Origin of the sequence: Microcystis sp. M31BS1 (genome assembly GCF_020245285.1) — a bacterium.
Taxonomy (GTDB): Bacteria; Cyanobacteriota; Cyanobacteriia; order Cyanobacteriales; family Microcystaceae; genus Microcystis; species Microcystis panniformis.
This window is the reverse complement of the sequence record NZ_JADBVE010000046.1, coordinates 1-16,688: the sequence shown is the minus strand read 5'-3', so window position 1 is coordinate 16,688 and position 16,688 is coordinate 1. Positions and strand designations below refer to the sequence as shown.

16 protein-coding genes, 1 other RNA gene and 1 pseudogene are annotated in these 16,688 nt (G+C 43.5%); 9 read left to right on the top strand and 9 right to left on the bottom strand.

Annotated features, from left to right (window positions below):
* Positions 1–321 precede the first annotated feature (321 nt).
* The 4 genes from IM509_RS02565 (at position 322) to IM509_RS02550 (ending at position 2,768) form a co-directional block, all read left to right on the top strand.
* A complete protein-coding gene (locus tag IM509_RS02565; RefSeq protein ID WP_185237898.1) occupies positions 322–579 on the top strand; it encodes a type II toxin-antitoxin system Phd/YefM family antitoxin in 258 nt (85 codons plus the stop codon).
* Positions 579–1,019 (top strand): type II toxin-antitoxin system VapC family toxin, encoded by a 441-nt coding sequence (locus tag IM509_RS02560; protein WP_002784674.1) that lies wholly within the window; start codon positions 579–581, stop codon positions 1,017–1,019. Before IM509_RS02565 ends, IM509_RS02560 begins: the two co-directional genes overlap by 1 nt.
* Before the next feature lie 182 nt (positions 1,020–1,201).
* Positions 1,202–1,592: a transfer-messenger RNA gene (gene ssrA, locus IM509_RS02555) on the top strand.
* A 9-nt stretch (positions 1,593–1,601) separates the two neighbouring features.
* On the top strand, positions 1,602–2,768 hold the full coding sequence (locus IM509_RS02550) for a pyridoxal phosphate-dependent aminotransferase (RefSeq protein WP_185237899.1): 1,167 nt from the start codon (positions 1,602–1,604) through the stop codon (positions 2,766–2,768).
* Between the two features lie 366 nt (positions 2,769–3,134).
* On the opposite strand, the gene rsmH is transcribed toward IM509_RS02550, so the two are convergent.
* The 3 genes from rsmH to IM509_RS02535 form a co-directional block, all read right to left on the bottom strand.
* On the bottom strand, positions 3,135–4,013 hold the full coding sequence (rsmH, locus tag IM509_RS02545; RefSeq protein WP_052277803.1) for a 16S rRNA (cytosine(1402)-N(4))-methyltransferase RsmH: 879 nt from the start codon (positions 4,011–4,013) through the stop codon (positions 3,135–3,137).
* A gap of 30 nt (positions 4,014–4,043) precedes the next feature.
* Positions 4,044–5,555 carry a threonine ammonia-lyase, biosynthetic gene (gene ilvA / locus IM509_RS02540; protein WP_052277802.1) on the bottom strand — a complete coding sequence of 504 codons (1,512 nt, stop codon included), beginning with the start codon at positions 5,553–5,555 and terminating at the stop codon, positions 4,044–4,046.
* Between the two features lie 91 nt (positions 5,556–5,646).
* Entirely contained in the window at positions 5,647–5,859 is a 213-nt protein-coding gene (locus IM509_RS02535; RefSeq protein WP_249264867.1) for a hypothetical protein, read from the bottom strand.
* Between the two features lie 6 nt (positions 5,860–5,865).
* On the opposite strand from IM509_RS02535, the gene IM509_RS02530 reads away from it, so the two are divergent.
* Positions 5,866–6,096, top strand: coding sequence for a hypothetical protein (locus IM509_RS02530; protein WP_061433491.1), 231 nt, complete (start codon positions 5,866–5,868; stop codon positions 6,094–6,096).
* Positions 6,097–6,319: 223 nt separating this feature from the next.
* Here the strand turns inward: IM509_RS02530 and IM509_RS02525 are convergent, their stop codons facing one another.
* Positions 6,320–7,063 (bottom strand): hypothetical protein, encoded by a 744-nt coding sequence (locus IM509_RS02525; protein WP_072925405.1) that lies wholly within the window; start codon positions 7,061–7,063, stop codon positions 6,320–6,322.
* A 370-nt stretch (positions 7,064–7,433) separates the two neighbouring features.
* On the opposite strand from IM509_RS02525, the gene cobS reads away from it, so the two are divergent.
* Positions 7,434–8,195: an adenosylcobinamide-GDP ribazoletransferase gene (cobS, locus tag IM509_RS02520; RefSeq protein ID WP_072925401.1), complete on the top strand. Its 762-nt coding sequence runs from the start codon at positions 7,434–7,436 to the stop codon at positions 8,193–8,195.
* On the opposite strand, the gene IM509_RS02515 is transcribed toward cobS, so the two are convergent.
* The 3 genes from IM509_RS02515 to IM509_RS02505 form a co-directional block, all read right to left on the bottom strand.
* A complete protein-coding gene (locus tag IM509_RS02515) occupies positions 8,192–8,653 on the bottom strand; it encodes a PPC domain-containing protein (protein ID WP_002766150.1) in 462 nt (153 codons plus the stop codon). The two genes, cobS and IM509_RS02515, sit on opposite strands and share 4 nt — an antisense overlap.
* 437 nt (positions 8,654–9,090) lie before the next feature.
* Complete coding sequence (locus IM509_RS02510) at positions 9,091–9,312, bottom strand: DUF4278 domain-containing protein (RefSeq protein ID WP_052277799.1); 222 nt, start codon at positions 9,310–9,312, stop codon at positions 9,091–9,093.
* Positions 9,313–9,591: 279 nt separating this feature from the next.
* On the bottom strand, positions 9,592–10,647 hold the full coding sequence (locus IM509_RS02505) for a potassium channel family protein (protein ID WP_052277798.1): 1,056 nt from the start codon (positions 10,645–10,647) through the stop codon (positions 9,592–9,594).
* Positions 10,648–11,181: 534 nt separating this feature from the next.
* On the opposite strand from IM509_RS02505, the gene IM509_RS02500 reads away from it, so the two are divergent.
* Positions 11,182–13,389, top strand: coding sequence for a PhoX family protein (locus IM509_RS02500; protein ID WP_185237529.1), 2,208 nt, complete (start codon positions 11,182–11,184; stop codon positions 13,387–13,389).
* Between the two features lie 85 nt (positions 13,390–13,474).
* Here the strand turns inward: IM509_RS02500 and infC are convergent, their stop codons facing one another.
* Positions 13,475–14,005, bottom strand: coding sequence for a translation initiation factor IF-3 (gene infC, locus IM509_RS02495; protein WP_002736104.1), 531 nt, complete (start codon positions 14,003–14,005; stop codon positions 13,475–13,477).
* Positions 14,006–14,407: 402 nt separating this feature from the next.
* On the opposite strand from infC, the gene IM509_RS02490 reads away from it, so the two are divergent.
* Both IM509_RS02490 and IM509_RS02485 read left to right on the top strand, forming a co-directional pair.
* Positions 14,408–15,835, top strand: a complete 1,428-nt coding sequence (locus IM509_RS02490; protein WP_185237530.1) for an AAA family ATPase — start codon at positions 14,408–14,410, stop codon at positions 15,833–15,835.
* Between the two features lie 10 nt (positions 15,836–15,845).
* Positions 15,846–16,547 (top strand): DUF4276 family protein, encoded by a 702-nt coding sequence (locus IM509_RS02485; protein WP_185237531.1) that lies wholly within the window; start codon positions 15,846–15,848, stop codon positions 16,545–16,547.
* Here IM509_RS02485 and IM509_RS02480 read toward each other — a convergent pair.
* A pseudogene (locus tag IM509_RS02480) lies at positions 16,503–16,682 on the bottom strand (hypothetical protein). The gene IM509_RS02485 and the pseudogene IM509_RS02480 sit on opposite strands and share 45 nt — an antisense overlap.
* Between the last annotated feature and the right edge of the window lie 6 nt (positions 16,683–16,688).

The window sequence follows — 16,688 nt, the reverse complement described above, 5'->3', positions numbered from 1 at the left end:
GCCAAGCTTTTCTGGTCGGAACCCCCTAAGCCGAGTTTTCAAGGTGCTGCGCCGTCCACTTGGTTTTCGAGACTGGCCTTTTAATTCTAACGTAAAGCCAACCTAGAACGGCGGGGTTTCAGACCCAAAATTTCCGATGAAGAATGAATGGCGACACAAGGAAAGCCCTGCTCTCAAAGCGTTTTCAATGCTGCTCCGATACGCGATCATCTTCAAACTTGACAACGCCGCCGATCGCGCATCAACCTTGAATCGACTCTGGTATGAATGGGAATCGATGTACTAGAACTATTATGGTCAAGATGTCCAACTATAAGATCAATGACAAAAATCCTCTCGACAGCCGAAGTGAAAGCGCATCTTTCCGAATCGATCGATCTTGCTCTCCAAGAGGGCTACGTTGTCATCACCCGCTACGGCAAACCCGTGGCTGCCCTAGTGAGTTACGAAGATATCCGACAATTGCAACGACTGAGAAGCGCTCGTCAGAGGGGAGGGTTAGCGAATTTAAGCGAAAATTGGGAAGATTCAGAAGAATTAGCCGAAGAACTGCATAATATCTTGGACGAGAGAACCTGATGGCTTATCTCTTTGATACCGATGCTATTTCAGAGATGTTACGCAAGCGCCCGCTACTGGACTATCTGCAATGGTTACGATCGCTCGATCGAGAAAATCAATATACTAGCAGTATCACGATCGCCGAACTATATAAAGGTGCGTTCCGTTCCCCCAAGCGCAATCATTTTCTGGAAAAAATCGAAACGAGAATTATCCCCGAATTCACGATCCTGCCATTCGATCGCTTGACAGCGAAAATTTACGGAGAAATTCAAGCGCAACTAGAACAACAGGGAAATATTCTCGCCCATGCCGATTTACAGATCGCATCCACGGCGATTCAATCTAATCTAGAACTGGTTACGGGTAATATTCAACATTTCGCCCGTGTAGAAGCTTTACGGATTAATTACACTCTCGTCCACGCCAGGGCATCTTCAGAAAATGTTCAGAGTTGAGGCAACTTCGGCATCAACCATGGCAGCTGGATCGCAAATATAGGATAAATTTCCCAAAAATCAGCGATAAAAACCTTTTTTACCGATCTAGCCAGGCTCTAACGCCTGGGAAGGGAAAAATCCTCAATTGAGCCGAAATTAGCTTAATCAAAAAATATGCTATAATCAGAATGTAAGCACAAGGGGCCGTAACGGTTTCGACAGGTTAGCGAAAGCTCCCCCGTGATACAGGTCGAGAGTGAGTCTCCTCTCGTAAATCAAAGGCTCAAACAAAAAGTAAATGCGAACAACATCGTTCCTTTCGCTCGTAAAGCCGCTCCTGTAGCTGCCTAATAGTCTCTAATCGACTCGAGCATTCATAGTTTGACTCCGTTAAGGACTATGGATAAACCCCCAACGGATGCCACGTTTAACTTTCTCTAGTTAGTTAACCGTCTAAGCTTTAACTAGAGCATCCCACTGTCCGGGATAAGTGACAGTCCCCGTTTCGAGGGTAATCGAAACTAAACCTGTGAATGAGCGGACAGTCAATACCTAATTTGGACAGCAGTTCGACTCTGCTCGGCTCCATTGATTAGTTTAATGAAAAACCTTCTCTCCCGCATGGACGGGGTACAAACACCAATTATTCCTGTGGTAGGTCAATTAATTAAAGCGAACCCCGGCACTATTTCCCTAGGTCAAGGGATTGTTTCCTATGATCCACCCCAGCAGGCGATCGAATCTCTATCTTTATTCTTAGCTAATCCCAAAAATCATCAATATCAATCTGTGGCGGGAATTCCCCCCTTATTAACAGTAATTCGGCAAAAACTAGCCGAAGATAATCGGGTAGAAATCAGCGATAAACAGGCAATTTTTGTGACGGCGGGCAGTAATATGGCTTTTATGAATGCCATTTTAGCCATTACTTCCCCGGGGGATGAAATTATTCTCAATACTCCCTTTTATTTCAATCATGAAATGGCCATAAAAATGGCTGATTGTCAAGTAATTTTGGTTGCCACAGACAAAAATTATCAATTGCGTCCAGCCGCCATTGAAGAGGCAATCACGGAAAAAACTAAGGCAGTGGTGACGATTTCTCCTAATAATCCCACGGGAGTAGTTTATCCAGAAAATACCCTGAGAGAAGTCAATCGAATCTGTCAAAAAAAAGGCATCTATCACATTCACGATGAAGCTTATGAGTATTTTACCTATAACCATGCCCGCCACTTTTCCCCGGCGGCAATTGTTGGCAGTGAATCCTGGACTATTTCCTTATTTAGTCTCTCAAAAGCCTACGGTTTTGCCAGTTGGCGCATTGGTTATATGGTAGTACCAGAACATTTATCTGAGGCGATTAATAAGATTCAGGATACTATTTTAATTTGTCCGCCGGTGGTGTCGCAATACGCCGCTCTGGGAGCGTTACAGGTGGGTAAAAGCTATCCTTTAGAACAGTTAAAAACCATCAGTAAAGTTAGAGAAATTTGCCTGAATGCTCTAGAATCAATCGGCGATATCTGTGATTTTGCCACTGCGGAAGGGGCTTTTTATTTCTTCCTGAAAATTACCACAGACAAGAATGATTTTCAGTTAGTTAAAAGTTTAATTGAGCGGCAGCGGGTGGCAGTGTTACCCGGTTCAACTTTTGGGATAACAGAGGGCTGTTATTTGCGTCTTGCCTACGCTGCTTTATCTCCAGAAACAGCTTTAACGGCAGTAGAAAGATTGGTAAAGGGATTGCGTTATTTTAGTCAGTGATTTTTAAGAATAAATACTGGCTTTCTTTCTTGGTTTTTACTTTACCACAGCCTTTATCTTCAAGATGAAGTGTAACCTAATTTGGGTTTGCGGCAAAAAGTACGGGCGAAGCATTCGGATAGAAAATCTACGGTTTCACCGATAGGTTATTGCCCGAATGCTTCGCCCCTACAGGACGCAATCGCCGCTCAAGATGCCAGGTTTTGAAGCACGATTCTCTCAAAATCTTGCACCTGTTTCGCTCGTAAAGCCACAAAATCCTTACCTTGCCTACATTTCACATTTATTCAGCAAGCCCTAATTTGGTATTGACAAACGACTCCCCAAAACCAGAGAGTTTGTACCTCACCATTAAGATAACTGCTATCAGATAACCTCTGATTCGATCTTTTGGGCTATTCTTAGTTTAGCCGAACGAGAACGGGGATTTTTAGCCTGTTCTTCTCGGCTGGGAATAATCGGCTTTTTCGTGATAATTTTCAAGGAATTATCTTCGCGAAAGCCATACTTGATCAGACGATCTTCTAGACTATGAAAACTGATCATAGCGATAATTCCCCCGGATTTTAGCCAGTGGGGGGCTTGATTTAACAATTTTTGCAGAGAATCTAATTCTTGATTAACAGCGATGCGTAGGGACTGAAAAACCCGCGTTGCTGGATGAATACGTCCATAACGGTAACTAGCGGGTACAGAACTAGCGATGACAGCCGCTAATTCAGTGGTGGTAGTAAAGGGACGTTTTTGGACGATCGAGCGAGCAATAGGACGAGATAAACGTTCTTCTCCGTATTGATAAAAAAGAGCTGCTAATTCTTTTTCCTGCCAATGATTAATAATATCGGCTGCCGTCAGGGATTGACAGCGATCCATCCGCATATCTAAGGCTGCCGTGTGGCGAAAACTAAAGCCGCGCTCGCTCTGATCGAATTGGGGAGAACTGACTCCTAAATCGGCGATAATGCCATCAAAACTGCTATTCTGTCCCTTATAATCGGCGAAGTTCCCCCACCAGAGGGTTAAACGGCTATCTAGATAGGGGGCAAGACTAATTTTAGCGGCTTCTAGGGCGCTTTGATCGCGATCGATGGCGGTTACTTTCGTTTCAGGATGGGCTTCTAAAAGCAAGCGGCTGTGTCCACCACCGCCTAGGGTAAGATCGAGATAATGCCCCCCAGGTTGAATATTTAAACCGGCGATTAATTCTTGACTCAAAACGGAAATATGGGTAAAATCTTGATTCATCTGTACTGATCACTTCCTGAAAATGGCGATTTAACCTAAAAATAACTGATAGGCCCGGTTTTGACTTTCATCCCAATAGCGATAGCCGAGAGTATCGAGAAAAGCTTGCCATTGATTCATTTCATCGGGGGGGACTTGTATGCCCACGACGATGCGCCCGTAATCGGCCCCGTTATTGCGATAATGGAAAACGCTGATATTCCAGTGGGGACTCATGGAGGCGACAAATTTCATTAAAGCCCCCGGTCGTTCGGGAAACTCGAAGCGGTAAAATAATTCATGATCGGCTAAATGCGATCGCCCTCCCACCATGTGGCGCAGATGCAATTTAGTCAATTCATCATCGCTAATATCAAGGGTTTTAAAGCCGCAAGCTTCAAAACTCTCGGCTAATTTCTTGGCATCGCTGCGATTTTCGATCTGGGCGCCGACAAAAATATGTGCTTCTTTTTCATCGGCAATGCGATAACTAAATTCGGTTAAATTGCGTTTGCCGACACATTCGCAAAAACGCCGTAAACTGCCCGGTTGTTCGGGAATAGTCACAGCATACAACGCCTCGCGCCGTTCCCCTAATTCTGCCCTTTCCGCCACAAACCGCAGACGATCAAAGTTCATATTCGCCCCACAAGCCACAGCAACAAGCGTTTTATCCTCAATTCCCTCTCTTTCTACATAAGCTTTCGCTCCTGCTACCGCCAACGCCCCCGCAGGTTCTAAAATCGAGCGTGTATCTTGAAAAACATCCTTAATCGCCGCACAAATATCGTCCGTATCCACGAGGATAATCTCATCCACATACTGCTGACAGAGACGAAAAGTCTCCTCTCCCACCTCGCGCACCGCCACCCCATCGGCAAATAATCCCACTTGAGACAAACGCACCCGATAACCGGCTTTTAGGGATTGATTCATCGCGTCTGAGTCCACAGGTTCCACCCCGATAATTTTAATTTCTGGGCGTAAACGCTTGACATAGGCTGCAATACCTGATATTAGCCCACCGCCACCAATAGCGACAAAAATGGCCTCGATCGGTTGCTGATATTGTCGTAAAATTTCCATACCGATCGTACCCTGGCCAGCGATTACCTCCGGATCATCGAAGGGATGGATAAAAGTTAAGCCTTTTTCCGCTTCTAATTGTCGCGCGTAGGTGTAGGCATCATCGTAGGTGTCACCGTGCAGGACGACAATCCCGCCCCGGGCTTTTACCGCGTCGATTTTGACTTGCGGAGTGGTGACAGGCATAACGATAATCGCTTGGGTTCCCAATTGCCGCGCCCCCAAAGCGACTCCCTGGGCATGATTTCCCGCCGAAGCAGCAATTACACCTTTTTGTAACAAATCCCTTGACAAATGCGCCATTTTGTTGTATGCGCCGCGCAGTTTAAAGGAGAAAACCGACTGCATATCCTCGCGCTTGAGTAAAAGCTGATTGTGCAAACGTTGGGAGAGATTGGGGGCAAGTTCCAAGGGGGTTTCTTGGGCGACATCGTAGACGCGTGCGGTGAGGATTTGAACCAGGTAATCGCAGTACATTATTCTTTTTTGGCGGTGGGGATTGGCCAGTCAGGCTAGGATACAGAATAGATCATCGTCAGTCCGGTTAGCAATAAAGAGCTATCAGCTGTCAGCCGTCAGCTTTTTGCTCTGTGTTCCCTACTTCCCACTTCCCACTGATGTCACCTCTCAATAACTGCTGGAAGCTGTCGCGAACAAAAATCAAGGTCGTGTAGGGGTTGCTATGAGGGAGAAAATCTGGTTTAACACAGATAGGAGGATTGCCACAGAGAGCCAAAGGAAAATTGAGAAAGCCCTCCGCCAAGAAGTAGATAGCTGACAAAACCTCGTGAGGAGCCTGACTGAGCAACTCCAACAACAACAAGCCATCATTGACCAACTCTCTCAACAGCTAAAAAAGCAGCAAGAACGAACCACCCAACTGGAAGCCCAACTCAGAGAACAGAAAAAGCTCAAAGGCCGACCGAAGATAAGAGCCAGCCAACTCAACGAAAAAACCCCGGCGTTGCTTAATCAAGGTATGAATGCTAATTTTGCATATATCAAAAAGTCAGTTTGAGCCTGAGTTTTAAAAAATGTAGATGCAATGATTCATACCCAAAGTCAGCAACGCCGAGCATCTTTCAATTTGACAACGCCTAAACCCACAACTTCAATCAATCTGCATGGTGCGTTCCCCAAAAATCTATTGGTGGAGCAGTGGGAACCACATTAGGGAACGCACCCTGGGGAGATAGCTGCTAAGCAGTGCCTTCGGCATCGCACTACAAGATATTTACTACCTAGATGCTGTGACTGAAACCTGTTATGATGTTTGAAAAATTGTTGACATTCGAATTAAAGAAACAGAAGCACTCAAAGCCTACTATAAAGGGGTAGCCAAAATTTTCCGCGTCGTCATCGGCTGGTGCATATATAAGTCCCGCAGCCTTGTTTTCTTTTACCAAGATAGTCGAGAATTCGCCGGCTTCAAGTTTTGATTTACCAGATTTTGGATCGTACTGTGTATCAAACTCTACAGAGCCTACACTTCCCTGGAAAGTTGCACAGAAATAAGAGCTTGCATAGTAAAGCTTTTGGATGACAACCCATTCGTGATCCCAAGTTCCCTTCGGGGCTTCTACTAAATATTTACGTAATTTCTCTGCTTCTTTTCTGGGAGATTCAAGGTAAGAGGTTTGACAGCATTTTCCGATAATCAAAGAAGACTTCTTTTTATCTGATGTTATTTTGAGACTTGATTTGATGTTTCCAAACTTCGGATCTTCTACCTCTAAGTTTACCTTGGTGCTGGTATATGAGGCAGAACTAAAAGACCCTGTAAAACTTTCAGATTGCGCTTTTATTATAGGCTCGTCAAAGGAAACGCCATAATCGCTCACGTGTCCTTCAAATTTGTAATCGTACCCTTGAGGACTCAAAATAGTTCCTATTTTGAAGCTGGCAGTACTTGGACATCCCCATATTGCTTCCACATTCATTCCATTGCGTAATGCAGCCGTCATCAATTTGACTGAATTAGCCATCTTTTTAATCTCCTAAACGGTAGTAAACACCAAGAACTTCAGCAATCGGTTTCACAAAAATTCCCAGATATGAGAGCAACACCAACCCCCAAGCGAAATCAAAGTCGAAGGAGGGGAGAGAGCTTGCTCACTACATAATATACGGAAACTTTCCATATCTCACGCCAAATACACATTTTTTAAAAAATCTTTCCGTATATTACTCTCATAGCGATCACAAGAAGTTTTCCTATAAAATTACAAGTAACCGTGTTATGTCGAATTAAATTATTATAGGCGTTCTCAGATGTTTTGAAAATCCCACAGGGTCGCGGATACAAAATTAGGTTATACTTCATCTTTATGAGAAACGCTGCCATACCGGGAGCGAATTTGGGGGGGATTTACTACCATATTTAACTTCATTTGTCAAGAAATTCGCTCATTTTTAGGTGCGATCGCTTTTTACACGATTATTCCCGTTCCGATTGCTTGGCCTGATTTTGGCAGAATTGCCCGATGGATTCCCTTAGTGGGCTTATTTTTGGGTTTAATTCTGGTTTTGCTCGATATAACTCTAGCTGGTCTGGGAATGCCACCCCTGACTCGTGCGGTTGTCCTTGTGGGAGTTTGGGTTTATCTAACGGGAGGACTACACCTTGATGGAGTTAGTGACACGGCCGATGGTTTAGCTGTCACTGACCCCCAGCGTCGTTTAGCGGTCATGGCCGATAGTGTTACCGGGGCCTTTGGAGTCATGGCCGTGACTATGGTTTTGCTGCTAAAAATCGCCGCTTTGACCGATTTAAGCGATAATCGAGCCTTAGCTCTAATTTTAGCACCAATTTGGGGACGTTGGGGGCAAGTAATGGCGATCGCTCTTTATCCCTACCTCAAACCCACCGGTAAGGGAGCCTTTCATAAAGTGGCTTTTTGTCTGCCTTGGGACTGTGGGGGAGTAATTTGGGGGTTAATCGCCCTATTTGGCGGTCTAAGCTGGGGAATAATCGCCATTAGTGCCGGAATCGCCCTCGCTCTGCTTACTGGTTACTGGTTATATCGTCGTCTTCGCGGTCATACCGGCGATACCTACGGTGCGGTGGTAGAGTGGACAGAGGCTCTATTCTTGGCTTTTTTGACAATAATTAGCTAATTTTTGCCCTCCACGGCCCGTAAACGGGTTAATTTCAGGGTAAATTTTCCCCCACCGGTTTCTCCGAAAGCTCTCACCCGAATAATATATTTACCCGACTCGGTAATGCGTGCAAAGAGGAGAGCATTAGTGCCACCATCGGGACCATCGTCATTTTCCGCTACAGTGGAACCATCGTCGGCCAGGAGAATTAAAACTCCATCAAAGTTTTCCGATTTGAGATCGATGGCCACCTGATCGTCCTTGTCCAAATCTACGGTATAATCCCTAGCAAACCCCCCCTCCCCCGTGGGAATATCTTTGTCGGTGAGAGTATCGTTAATTTCTTTATTGAGGATTAGGGGGACGGGATTATAGATTTTTTCTGCTCGCACCGGTAAAGATTGACCGCTTAACCAGAATAAAGTGAGCAAGACGCATAAACCAGAATAGCGACCAGTCAAAGGGAATCTTGTCATAGGGGCAGGTGTTCGTTTTCTCAATCTCCCTATTCTACAAAAAACTGATAACTATCAACAGTTCGACAAAATTAAATTCAGACTCCGGAAAGGGGGAACGCTGGAACTGCGGAACTGCGGAAGGGAAAAATATGTGTAATTAATTTTGCTTAGGTAGTTATTCCTTGTTGGTAAAACAAATAAAAAAATCCCCCTTGAAGCGAGGGAGCAAGAGGGGAGATACAACCCGTTTAAGGTAATTAATAAAATCATTAAGTAGGTAGGTGTTAAAAGTTGTCAGACACCCCCCTTATCAAGGGGGGATTAAGGGGGGATCGGCACCCCCCTTATCAAGGGGGGCAGGGGGGATCGAACCTAAAATCTATTTTTAATTTAATTATAACCAGCTACTTAATTGACAATATTTAAAAGAGATTAATTGAAAAATGAACTAGAAGTTAAAAACTTAAAGAGGGTCCTTCCGTGGGCAAAGAAGCTAAAGATTGAGTGATATGATAGGCTTGACCGCGATAGGTAACGGCTACCGGTTTCTGAATGGTTTGAACGACACCACGGTTTTTTAAATAGGGAACACCACGATAGCTTAAAATCATCGGACTGGAAGCAACGGTGGCAGTGGGATTTTTGTCGTAAGGAATGCTGCGATAGGTTAATTTCATAAGTACCTAGGCAAAATTATTTACACATGACGATCATTGCCCCGTAAGGGTTTTAGCTCGATCGGGCAGGTAATTAATTTTGCATGACTACTTAGCTGTCTCTGGAGATAAGTACCTAGGCAAAATTATTTACACATGACGATCATTGCCCCGTAAGGGTTTTAGCTCGATCGGGTAGGTAATTAATTTTGCATGACTACTTAATTAGTGAGTTAGTAATATCTCCATCCGCAGGGAAATTGATTCCAGAAAAGCTAAACTTTGTTCTGGGTAAATATCCTACCAAGAAGACCCCCGATAGCGCATTTCTCGACGCAGAGCATAACGACGGGCAAAATTGGGAACATCGCCCCGATGACCTAATAAAATGACCGTATCGCCTTGCTGTAGAATGGTGGAATGGTCGGGATGGGCGATGACACGACCATCAAATTGACGGACAGCAACGATAATAAAAGCCCCCTGTCCCCGCACTTCCATCTGACTGATGGGTTGTCCCAAAAAGGGCGAAGCGCTTAAAATCGAGTATTCTTCAAATTGCAGGTCGATATCGGCTAATAATTCGTTAAGATTGCGCCTACCTTCATCTTCCTGTAAAAAATCAATCGCAGCCGGATGGGTGATTAAATGGGCCATTCTCTCTGCTCCAATGGTAGCAGGTAAAACCACTTGATCGGCTCCAGCTAGTTTTAATTTTTTCTCGGTGCTGGGATATTCTCCCCTGGCGATGATGTATAGTTGCGGACTGAGTTCTCTTGCGGTTAAAGTGATGAAGACATTTAAGGCATCATCGGGCAACACCGTCGCTAAAACTCGCGCTTTGTCGATACCAGCTTTCTGGAGAATACTTTCATCGGTGGCGTTACCATTAAGAGTTATATAACCTTTTTCCTGAGCTAATCGGATGCGATCGGGGTTATTATCGACGATAATAAAGGATTGGGCTGTTTTTGCCAATTTAGTCGTTAGGATGCGTCCTATGCGCCCAAAACCGCAGATTATGACGTGATTTTCTAGGGATTCCATCTCTTTATTCATCCGGCGATCGCTAAAAGCTTTGTTAATTTCTCCCTCGGTGAGCATCTGAAAAAAACCTCCCACCACATAAACGGCCGAGGTGGTCCCACAGACGATAACTAACATGGTAAAAGCTCTCAGACTGGGAGTGTTAATCGGTTTAACTTCCCCGAAACCTACCCCAAATATGGTGATAATCACCATATAAACGGCATCGAGAAAACTCCAACCGTAGGCCATATAACCGATAGTTGCTCCGACTACCGTAGCGAGAAAAAAACTCGCACCGATGATGATCCTTTTCAGTGAACTTTGCATCGATTTCCGTGACCTGACAATCTAGCTATCAGCTTACAACTGTTTACTGTTTACTGATCACTGTTTACTGATCACTGTTTACTGTTTCACCGCGTTTTAATAAAGCTTGTCTTGCTTGTTTTTCATCTAACCAGTATTTCGGTAAAGCATACCGATGGGTGAAATGTAATATAGATATTTCTACATAATCCTCTCAGATTTGCCTGAGAAAATAACATTTCTCCCAGTTGCTTGGTTCCGATAAGGGAATTTACCGAGATGATCTTAAAATCAATGTTCGGCAGCAACTAAAGCAAGAAATAAAATTTGATCTAATGTCCGAGGGAGGGATGGGATTTTCTTCCCTCTTTTTTCTCCTCCTGTCTGCGAGTCTCCTCACCTAACGGAAGATTTTTTATTTTTGCAGGAGAGCTTTTTAACTGGCTGTTAACTTAGTCATAACTTGCATACTGTATAATCCCTATGTCAAGTGTCCGTAATAAAATTTAACCTAATCAAGGTCTGAGTATCAGTTTTGACTTTATTACTGAAAATATGAGTATTTCTCGCCGTAATTTCCTCACCTTTTTAACTGCCACTGCCGGTGTCTCTTTTTTCAGTCTGCAAGAGAAAAAATATTCCTCTCTGATCAGCAGTCCTGCGATCGCTACCAATAGTTTTGGCTTAAACTTTTCTCCAGTCAAACTGCCAATTCCCTTAAAAATTGACGGCATGAGCGATGAAAGCCAAAAAAGTGCCTATCAAACCTATAAAGTCCTAGATGATCTCGTTCTTCCGCAAGGATTCACCTACGATGTGCTGGCCCAGTGGGGGGATGCAGTGGGTGATTCCCGTTTCGGTTATAACAATGATTATCTATCTTTTATCGAAACCAGTGCGGGTCAAGGTTATCTAACCGTTAATTTTGAATATATCAGTGGTCGTACTTGGCTACAAACCTTTGAAGAAGTGATTGGTAAAACCCTACCCGTCAAGGAAGTACGGGAAAAAACGAACGAAAAGGGTGAAATTGCCGCCTATCGCCTGCAAGATGCCAGCTTAAAGGCAAAAATCGAGGAAATATCCCTAGAAGGCTTAATTGATCAGGGAATTGGCGTAATTTCCCTGGCTAAAGATCAAACGGGAAAATGGCAACGTACCTATAGTAAAGCCGATCGCCGCATTACCGGTATTTCTGGACTAAAGGACGGCCATTACCTGAAAGCGACCGGTCCTGCTGTAGCAATTTTTACCAAAACCGATAAACTTGGCTACGATGACGGATTAGGGGCAAAAATTATCGGAACATTTCAAAATTGCGCCGGGGGAACAACTCCCTGGGGAACCGTATTTAGTGCCGAGGAAAACTTTCAAGACCAAGTGACGGAGGTAGTGTTAAAAGATGGTTCCTCTTTGCATCCCGATACTACCCCCTTTATTCTCAATAGTGGGGAAGTGGATGGCCGGGGTAACGTCTTCGGGTTAGCGGGAAATAAATACGGTTGGATGGTGGAGGTGGATCCGGCCAATCCCGACGATTACGGCACAAAACACACTTGGTTAGGGCGTTTTCGCCATGAAGCGGTCGCTTTTCTCGCTCGGACGGGGCAACCCTTGGCGGTTTATTCAGGTTGCGATCGCAGAGGCGGTCATGTCTATAAATTCGTTTCCGAGGGCAAAATTAGCGATATTAAGCCGAAAAATAACTCAAAACTCCTAGAAAAAGGAATGCTCTACGGGGCCAAATTCAACCCCGATAAAACCGGTTATTGGATACCCTTAAATCCCGACACGGAGATAAATCCCGTCCTACCGAGTCAAATTGCCGCTAGTCGCGGGGATGGGGTAGTAGCTTTGCCGAATCCCGAAAGAACAGTCAATGAGACTAAATTACTGCTATTTAAGGACGATGAGGAGATTCTAGCCTACAAAGCTAAATATAAGACCCTCGCAGACCTGTATGAAGGTAATAGGACGGAAAAACAGGGGGCAATTCTCATCGATGCTCATTTTGCCGCTAACGCCGTTGGGGTCACTTGTACTGGTCGGCCGGAAGATACGGAAGTGGACGAGAATGGCACTTTATATATGACCTTTACCTCTGGTAGTCCCAGTGCAGCGGAGGGAGGAGCCGACAAGGAGATATTTAAGGGACCAAATGGCGAAATACCCTACGAATTTGGTTGGATTATCAGCTTAAGGGAAGATAACAACGATGCTGCTTCCTTAAGTTTTCGTTGGGATGTGGTCGCTTATGGAGGGGAACCGACAGAGAAAGGTGAGGGTTTTTCTAATCCCGATAACCTCGCTTTCGATAAACAGGGAAATCTCTGGATGGTTAGCGATATTTCCACGGGTGGGTTAAATCGAGAGATGAAAACGCGTTATCCCCAAGGGGTCCCGGTTAGTCAACGGGATTTATTGGGGATTTTTGGCAATAATAGTGCTTGGGTGTTTGCCAAGGATCAAGAGCATCCCTATCCTTTTGCTATCGCTCCCATGGATGCGGAATTAACGGGATTGTACTTTACTCCCGACCAAGAGACGTTATTTTTGGCAGTACAACATCCGGGAGAAGCGGGGGGAATTCGTCGGGATTTGGCCTTTGAAAACCGCAAATTTGCCCTGAAAACCACTAATGGGCAGGAATTTGAACAAATACGACAAGTACCCCTAGGATCGAATTGGCCCAGTGGTCAAGTTAATCAACCTCCCCGGCCAGCAGTGGTGGCGATTCGGCGAATTGAGTCAAAATCTGGTTAATACATTTGTTTTAAATGGTCGGGTTCCTTTGGGGATTTCTGAAAAACAAAAAAGGGGTTTTAGCCCCTTTTTCCAGATTAGTTAGTTATTTTTTCGGCGATAACATCATCATCATGTTACGACCTTCTTTTTTTGGCGCTTGCTGTACCTCAGCCACATCCTCTAAATCCTTGGCCATGCGTGCCAGTAATTCTTCCGCTAGGTTAGAGTGTTGAATTTCCCGACCTCGGAAGGTAATCGTCGCTTTTACCTTATCTCCCGCTTTTAAAAAACGTTGCGCTTGGTTGACTCGCACGTTGTAGTCATGCTCATCAATTTTATAGCGCATTTTAACTTCTTTTATATCGGCTGTATGCTGTTTTTTCTTGGCTTCGCGGGCCTTTTTCTCCTGTTCAAACTTGTACTTACCATAGTCCATAATCCGGCAAACGGGAGGACTTGCCGTTTCACTGACGAGGACGAGATCAAGTTCCTTTTCTTCGGCCACGCGCAAAGCTTCGGCAGGAGTAATAATGCCTAGCTGAGAGCCGTCGCTATCGATAACGCGGATTTCAGGAAAGCGGATTCTTTCGTTAATTTGGGGGAGATCGCGAGTAGTGCGTCTTTTATCTATCACAGGCGTTCTGGGTTATCTCTATTCTAGTTAGTTAATCGGGTGGAGTTTACAAAATGATTTACTTGTTATTCTACCTACTCGATCGAGTTTCTTGGCCAATTGTTAAGTTTTCTTGCAATGTTAATTTTTAGCCGCCGGTCATCAGCCGCCGGCCGTCAGCCAGATAAGCTGTTGTGCATAGGCCTTTTCAGACTAAGACCCTATACTCTCAGGAATCGATCGGTAAGGTGCGTTCCCCCTCGTTGCAGCAGGGAACGCACCCGACAAAATCTGCGGCATCGCACTACCTCTGTAAACCAATGTCTAGATTATAGTGGGACAGTATCAGGCGAAAGCTGAGAAGATTGTCCAGTATGGTTAAATGTCGCGCTGATGTTTTAATATTACCTATCGCCTAAAACTATGATTACTTATATTAAAATTCATGGCTTTAAATCCTTTCATAATTTTGAAATGGTATTCACGCCGCTTACTGTAGTTGCTGGGGTTAATGCTTCTGGTAAGAGTAATTTATTTGATGCTTTGCAATTGTTGACGCGGTTGGCAGAAGTGGATCTGAAGACGGCTTTTAGCGAGCAAAGAGGACATCCTAGCGAACTTTTTACCCAATATGATGAGGACGACTACGCCACGGAAATGGAATTTATAGTGGAAATGTTAGTCAATCGCAAGGTAAAAGATAATTGGGGTGGGGAAGTCGATCTTAAATATACAAGGTTGCGCTATCAATTAAAAATTAAACGAGAGTCTAATATAAGTGGATTTGAAAACTTGTATATTGTTGATGAATGTTTAGAAAATTTAAAGCACAATGAAGATAATTGGGTAAAAAATTATATTCCTAAGACAGTATTGGAAACTTGGCGACCAAAAGTAGTAACGGGTAGGAGAGCCATTCCTTATATTAAGACTGAAGATATTAATGGTATTGCTACCATTGTTGTACCTCAAGACGGTCAACAAGGGAATAAAAAAGTATTTCCCGCAAAAAACGCATCACAAACTGTTTTAAGCAGCATTAATACCATAGATTTTAAACATATATTAGCCGCCAAACAAGAAATGCTGAGTTGGAAGTTTATGCAGCTTAATCCCGAAGATCTGCGAGAACCTACTCGTCAAGATATGGGCATCAGAGATACAATAACAGCAAGCGGAAAGAATTTAGCCGCTGCTTTATTTCGCATCAAACAAGATGATGAATATACCCTCACAGCAATTTCCCGTGATCTCAATAATCTGCTACCGAATCTTACAGAAGTTAATGTTTATGATGACAAAGCAAATCGACAATTTATTATCAAGGTAAAAGGTGATGATGGTCGGGAGTTTTCTTCGAGAGTGCTTTCCGAAGGAACCCTACGTTTATTAACATTATGTGTCCTGCAATACGACCGACAACACACAGGATTACTATGTTTTGAAGAGCCAGAAAATGGCATCCATCCTTTTCTTATTCAAGCAATGGCAAGATTATTAAAAGAGCTAACTGTCGATTTTGAAGATACTGAAATGCCTTTACGCCAAGTAATAGTGAACACTCATTCTCCAGTTCTGGTGAGTCAATTAATTAATTGGCAAGATGATGAAAATGTCAGCATTTGGCTTTCTCAACTTACCACTATAATATCCACTATTGAAGGGAAGCGAATTAAGATGAAAAGCAGTAATTTTCACCCTGTTATCAAAGAGAATAAAAAGCAATTAACCTTATTTTTCTCCGAAAATGAGGCCAAGCTAACTCTCTCGGAAGTTGTCGAATATCTAAAAACTGCTGATGCTGAAAGTGCGATTAAAAATATTAAAAATCAACAAAACCAATTAACGTAAATCAATTAAGATGGCAAAAAAAATCAAACAAATAATTATTGCCTTAGCTACAGAAGGCAGTTCCGATCATAGATTTTTACCGAATATTATTCAGCGCACTTTCGAGAGAGTTGCTTTTGACGATGAACAAGAAATAGAAATTTTTGAACCAATTTGTCTTCCACAAATCTCTGGCGAAAATATCCGAGAAAAAGCTAAAAAATACGCAATTCAAGCGGTGGAGAAGGGAGCAATGGTTTTGTGCTTCCATGCAGACGCAGATGATAAAACAGATGAAAACGCATTTAAGGAAAGAATTGATCCGGCTTTTAATGCTATTAAATCAGACGAGGGAGACTTATGCAAAAATTTAGTTGCTATCGTTCCAATACAAATGACTGAAGCTTGGATATTAGCAGACAAAGAATTACTAAAAAAAGAATTGTGTACAAATAAAAGTGATAGTGAGTTGGCAATCGATAAAGATCCCGAATCTTTTAGCAATCCGAAAGAAACGATTAAAAATGCCATCAATAAAGCCAGAGAAGGTATGACTAAACGGTATCGAAATAAACTAAAAATTGACGATTTATATTCACCGCTTGGTACAAAAATCGAATTGTCGAAATTAGAATCCTTGTCTTCCTACAAAAAATTTGAAAAGGCAGTACGAGATATTTTTCCACAATTAACGAAAGTCAACAATATAGAGGATAATCCTGATCAAACGTGAATAGGACCTTGCTAATAGCATTTTTCGGCTCTTCGGGACTTGGTATGGTTCGATAGGGGGGCATAAATCGACTAAATCCTTATCTGGTAAGGGATTTAATTGATTAGTTCACTCTAGATCGCAAACAATTGACAAAAATTG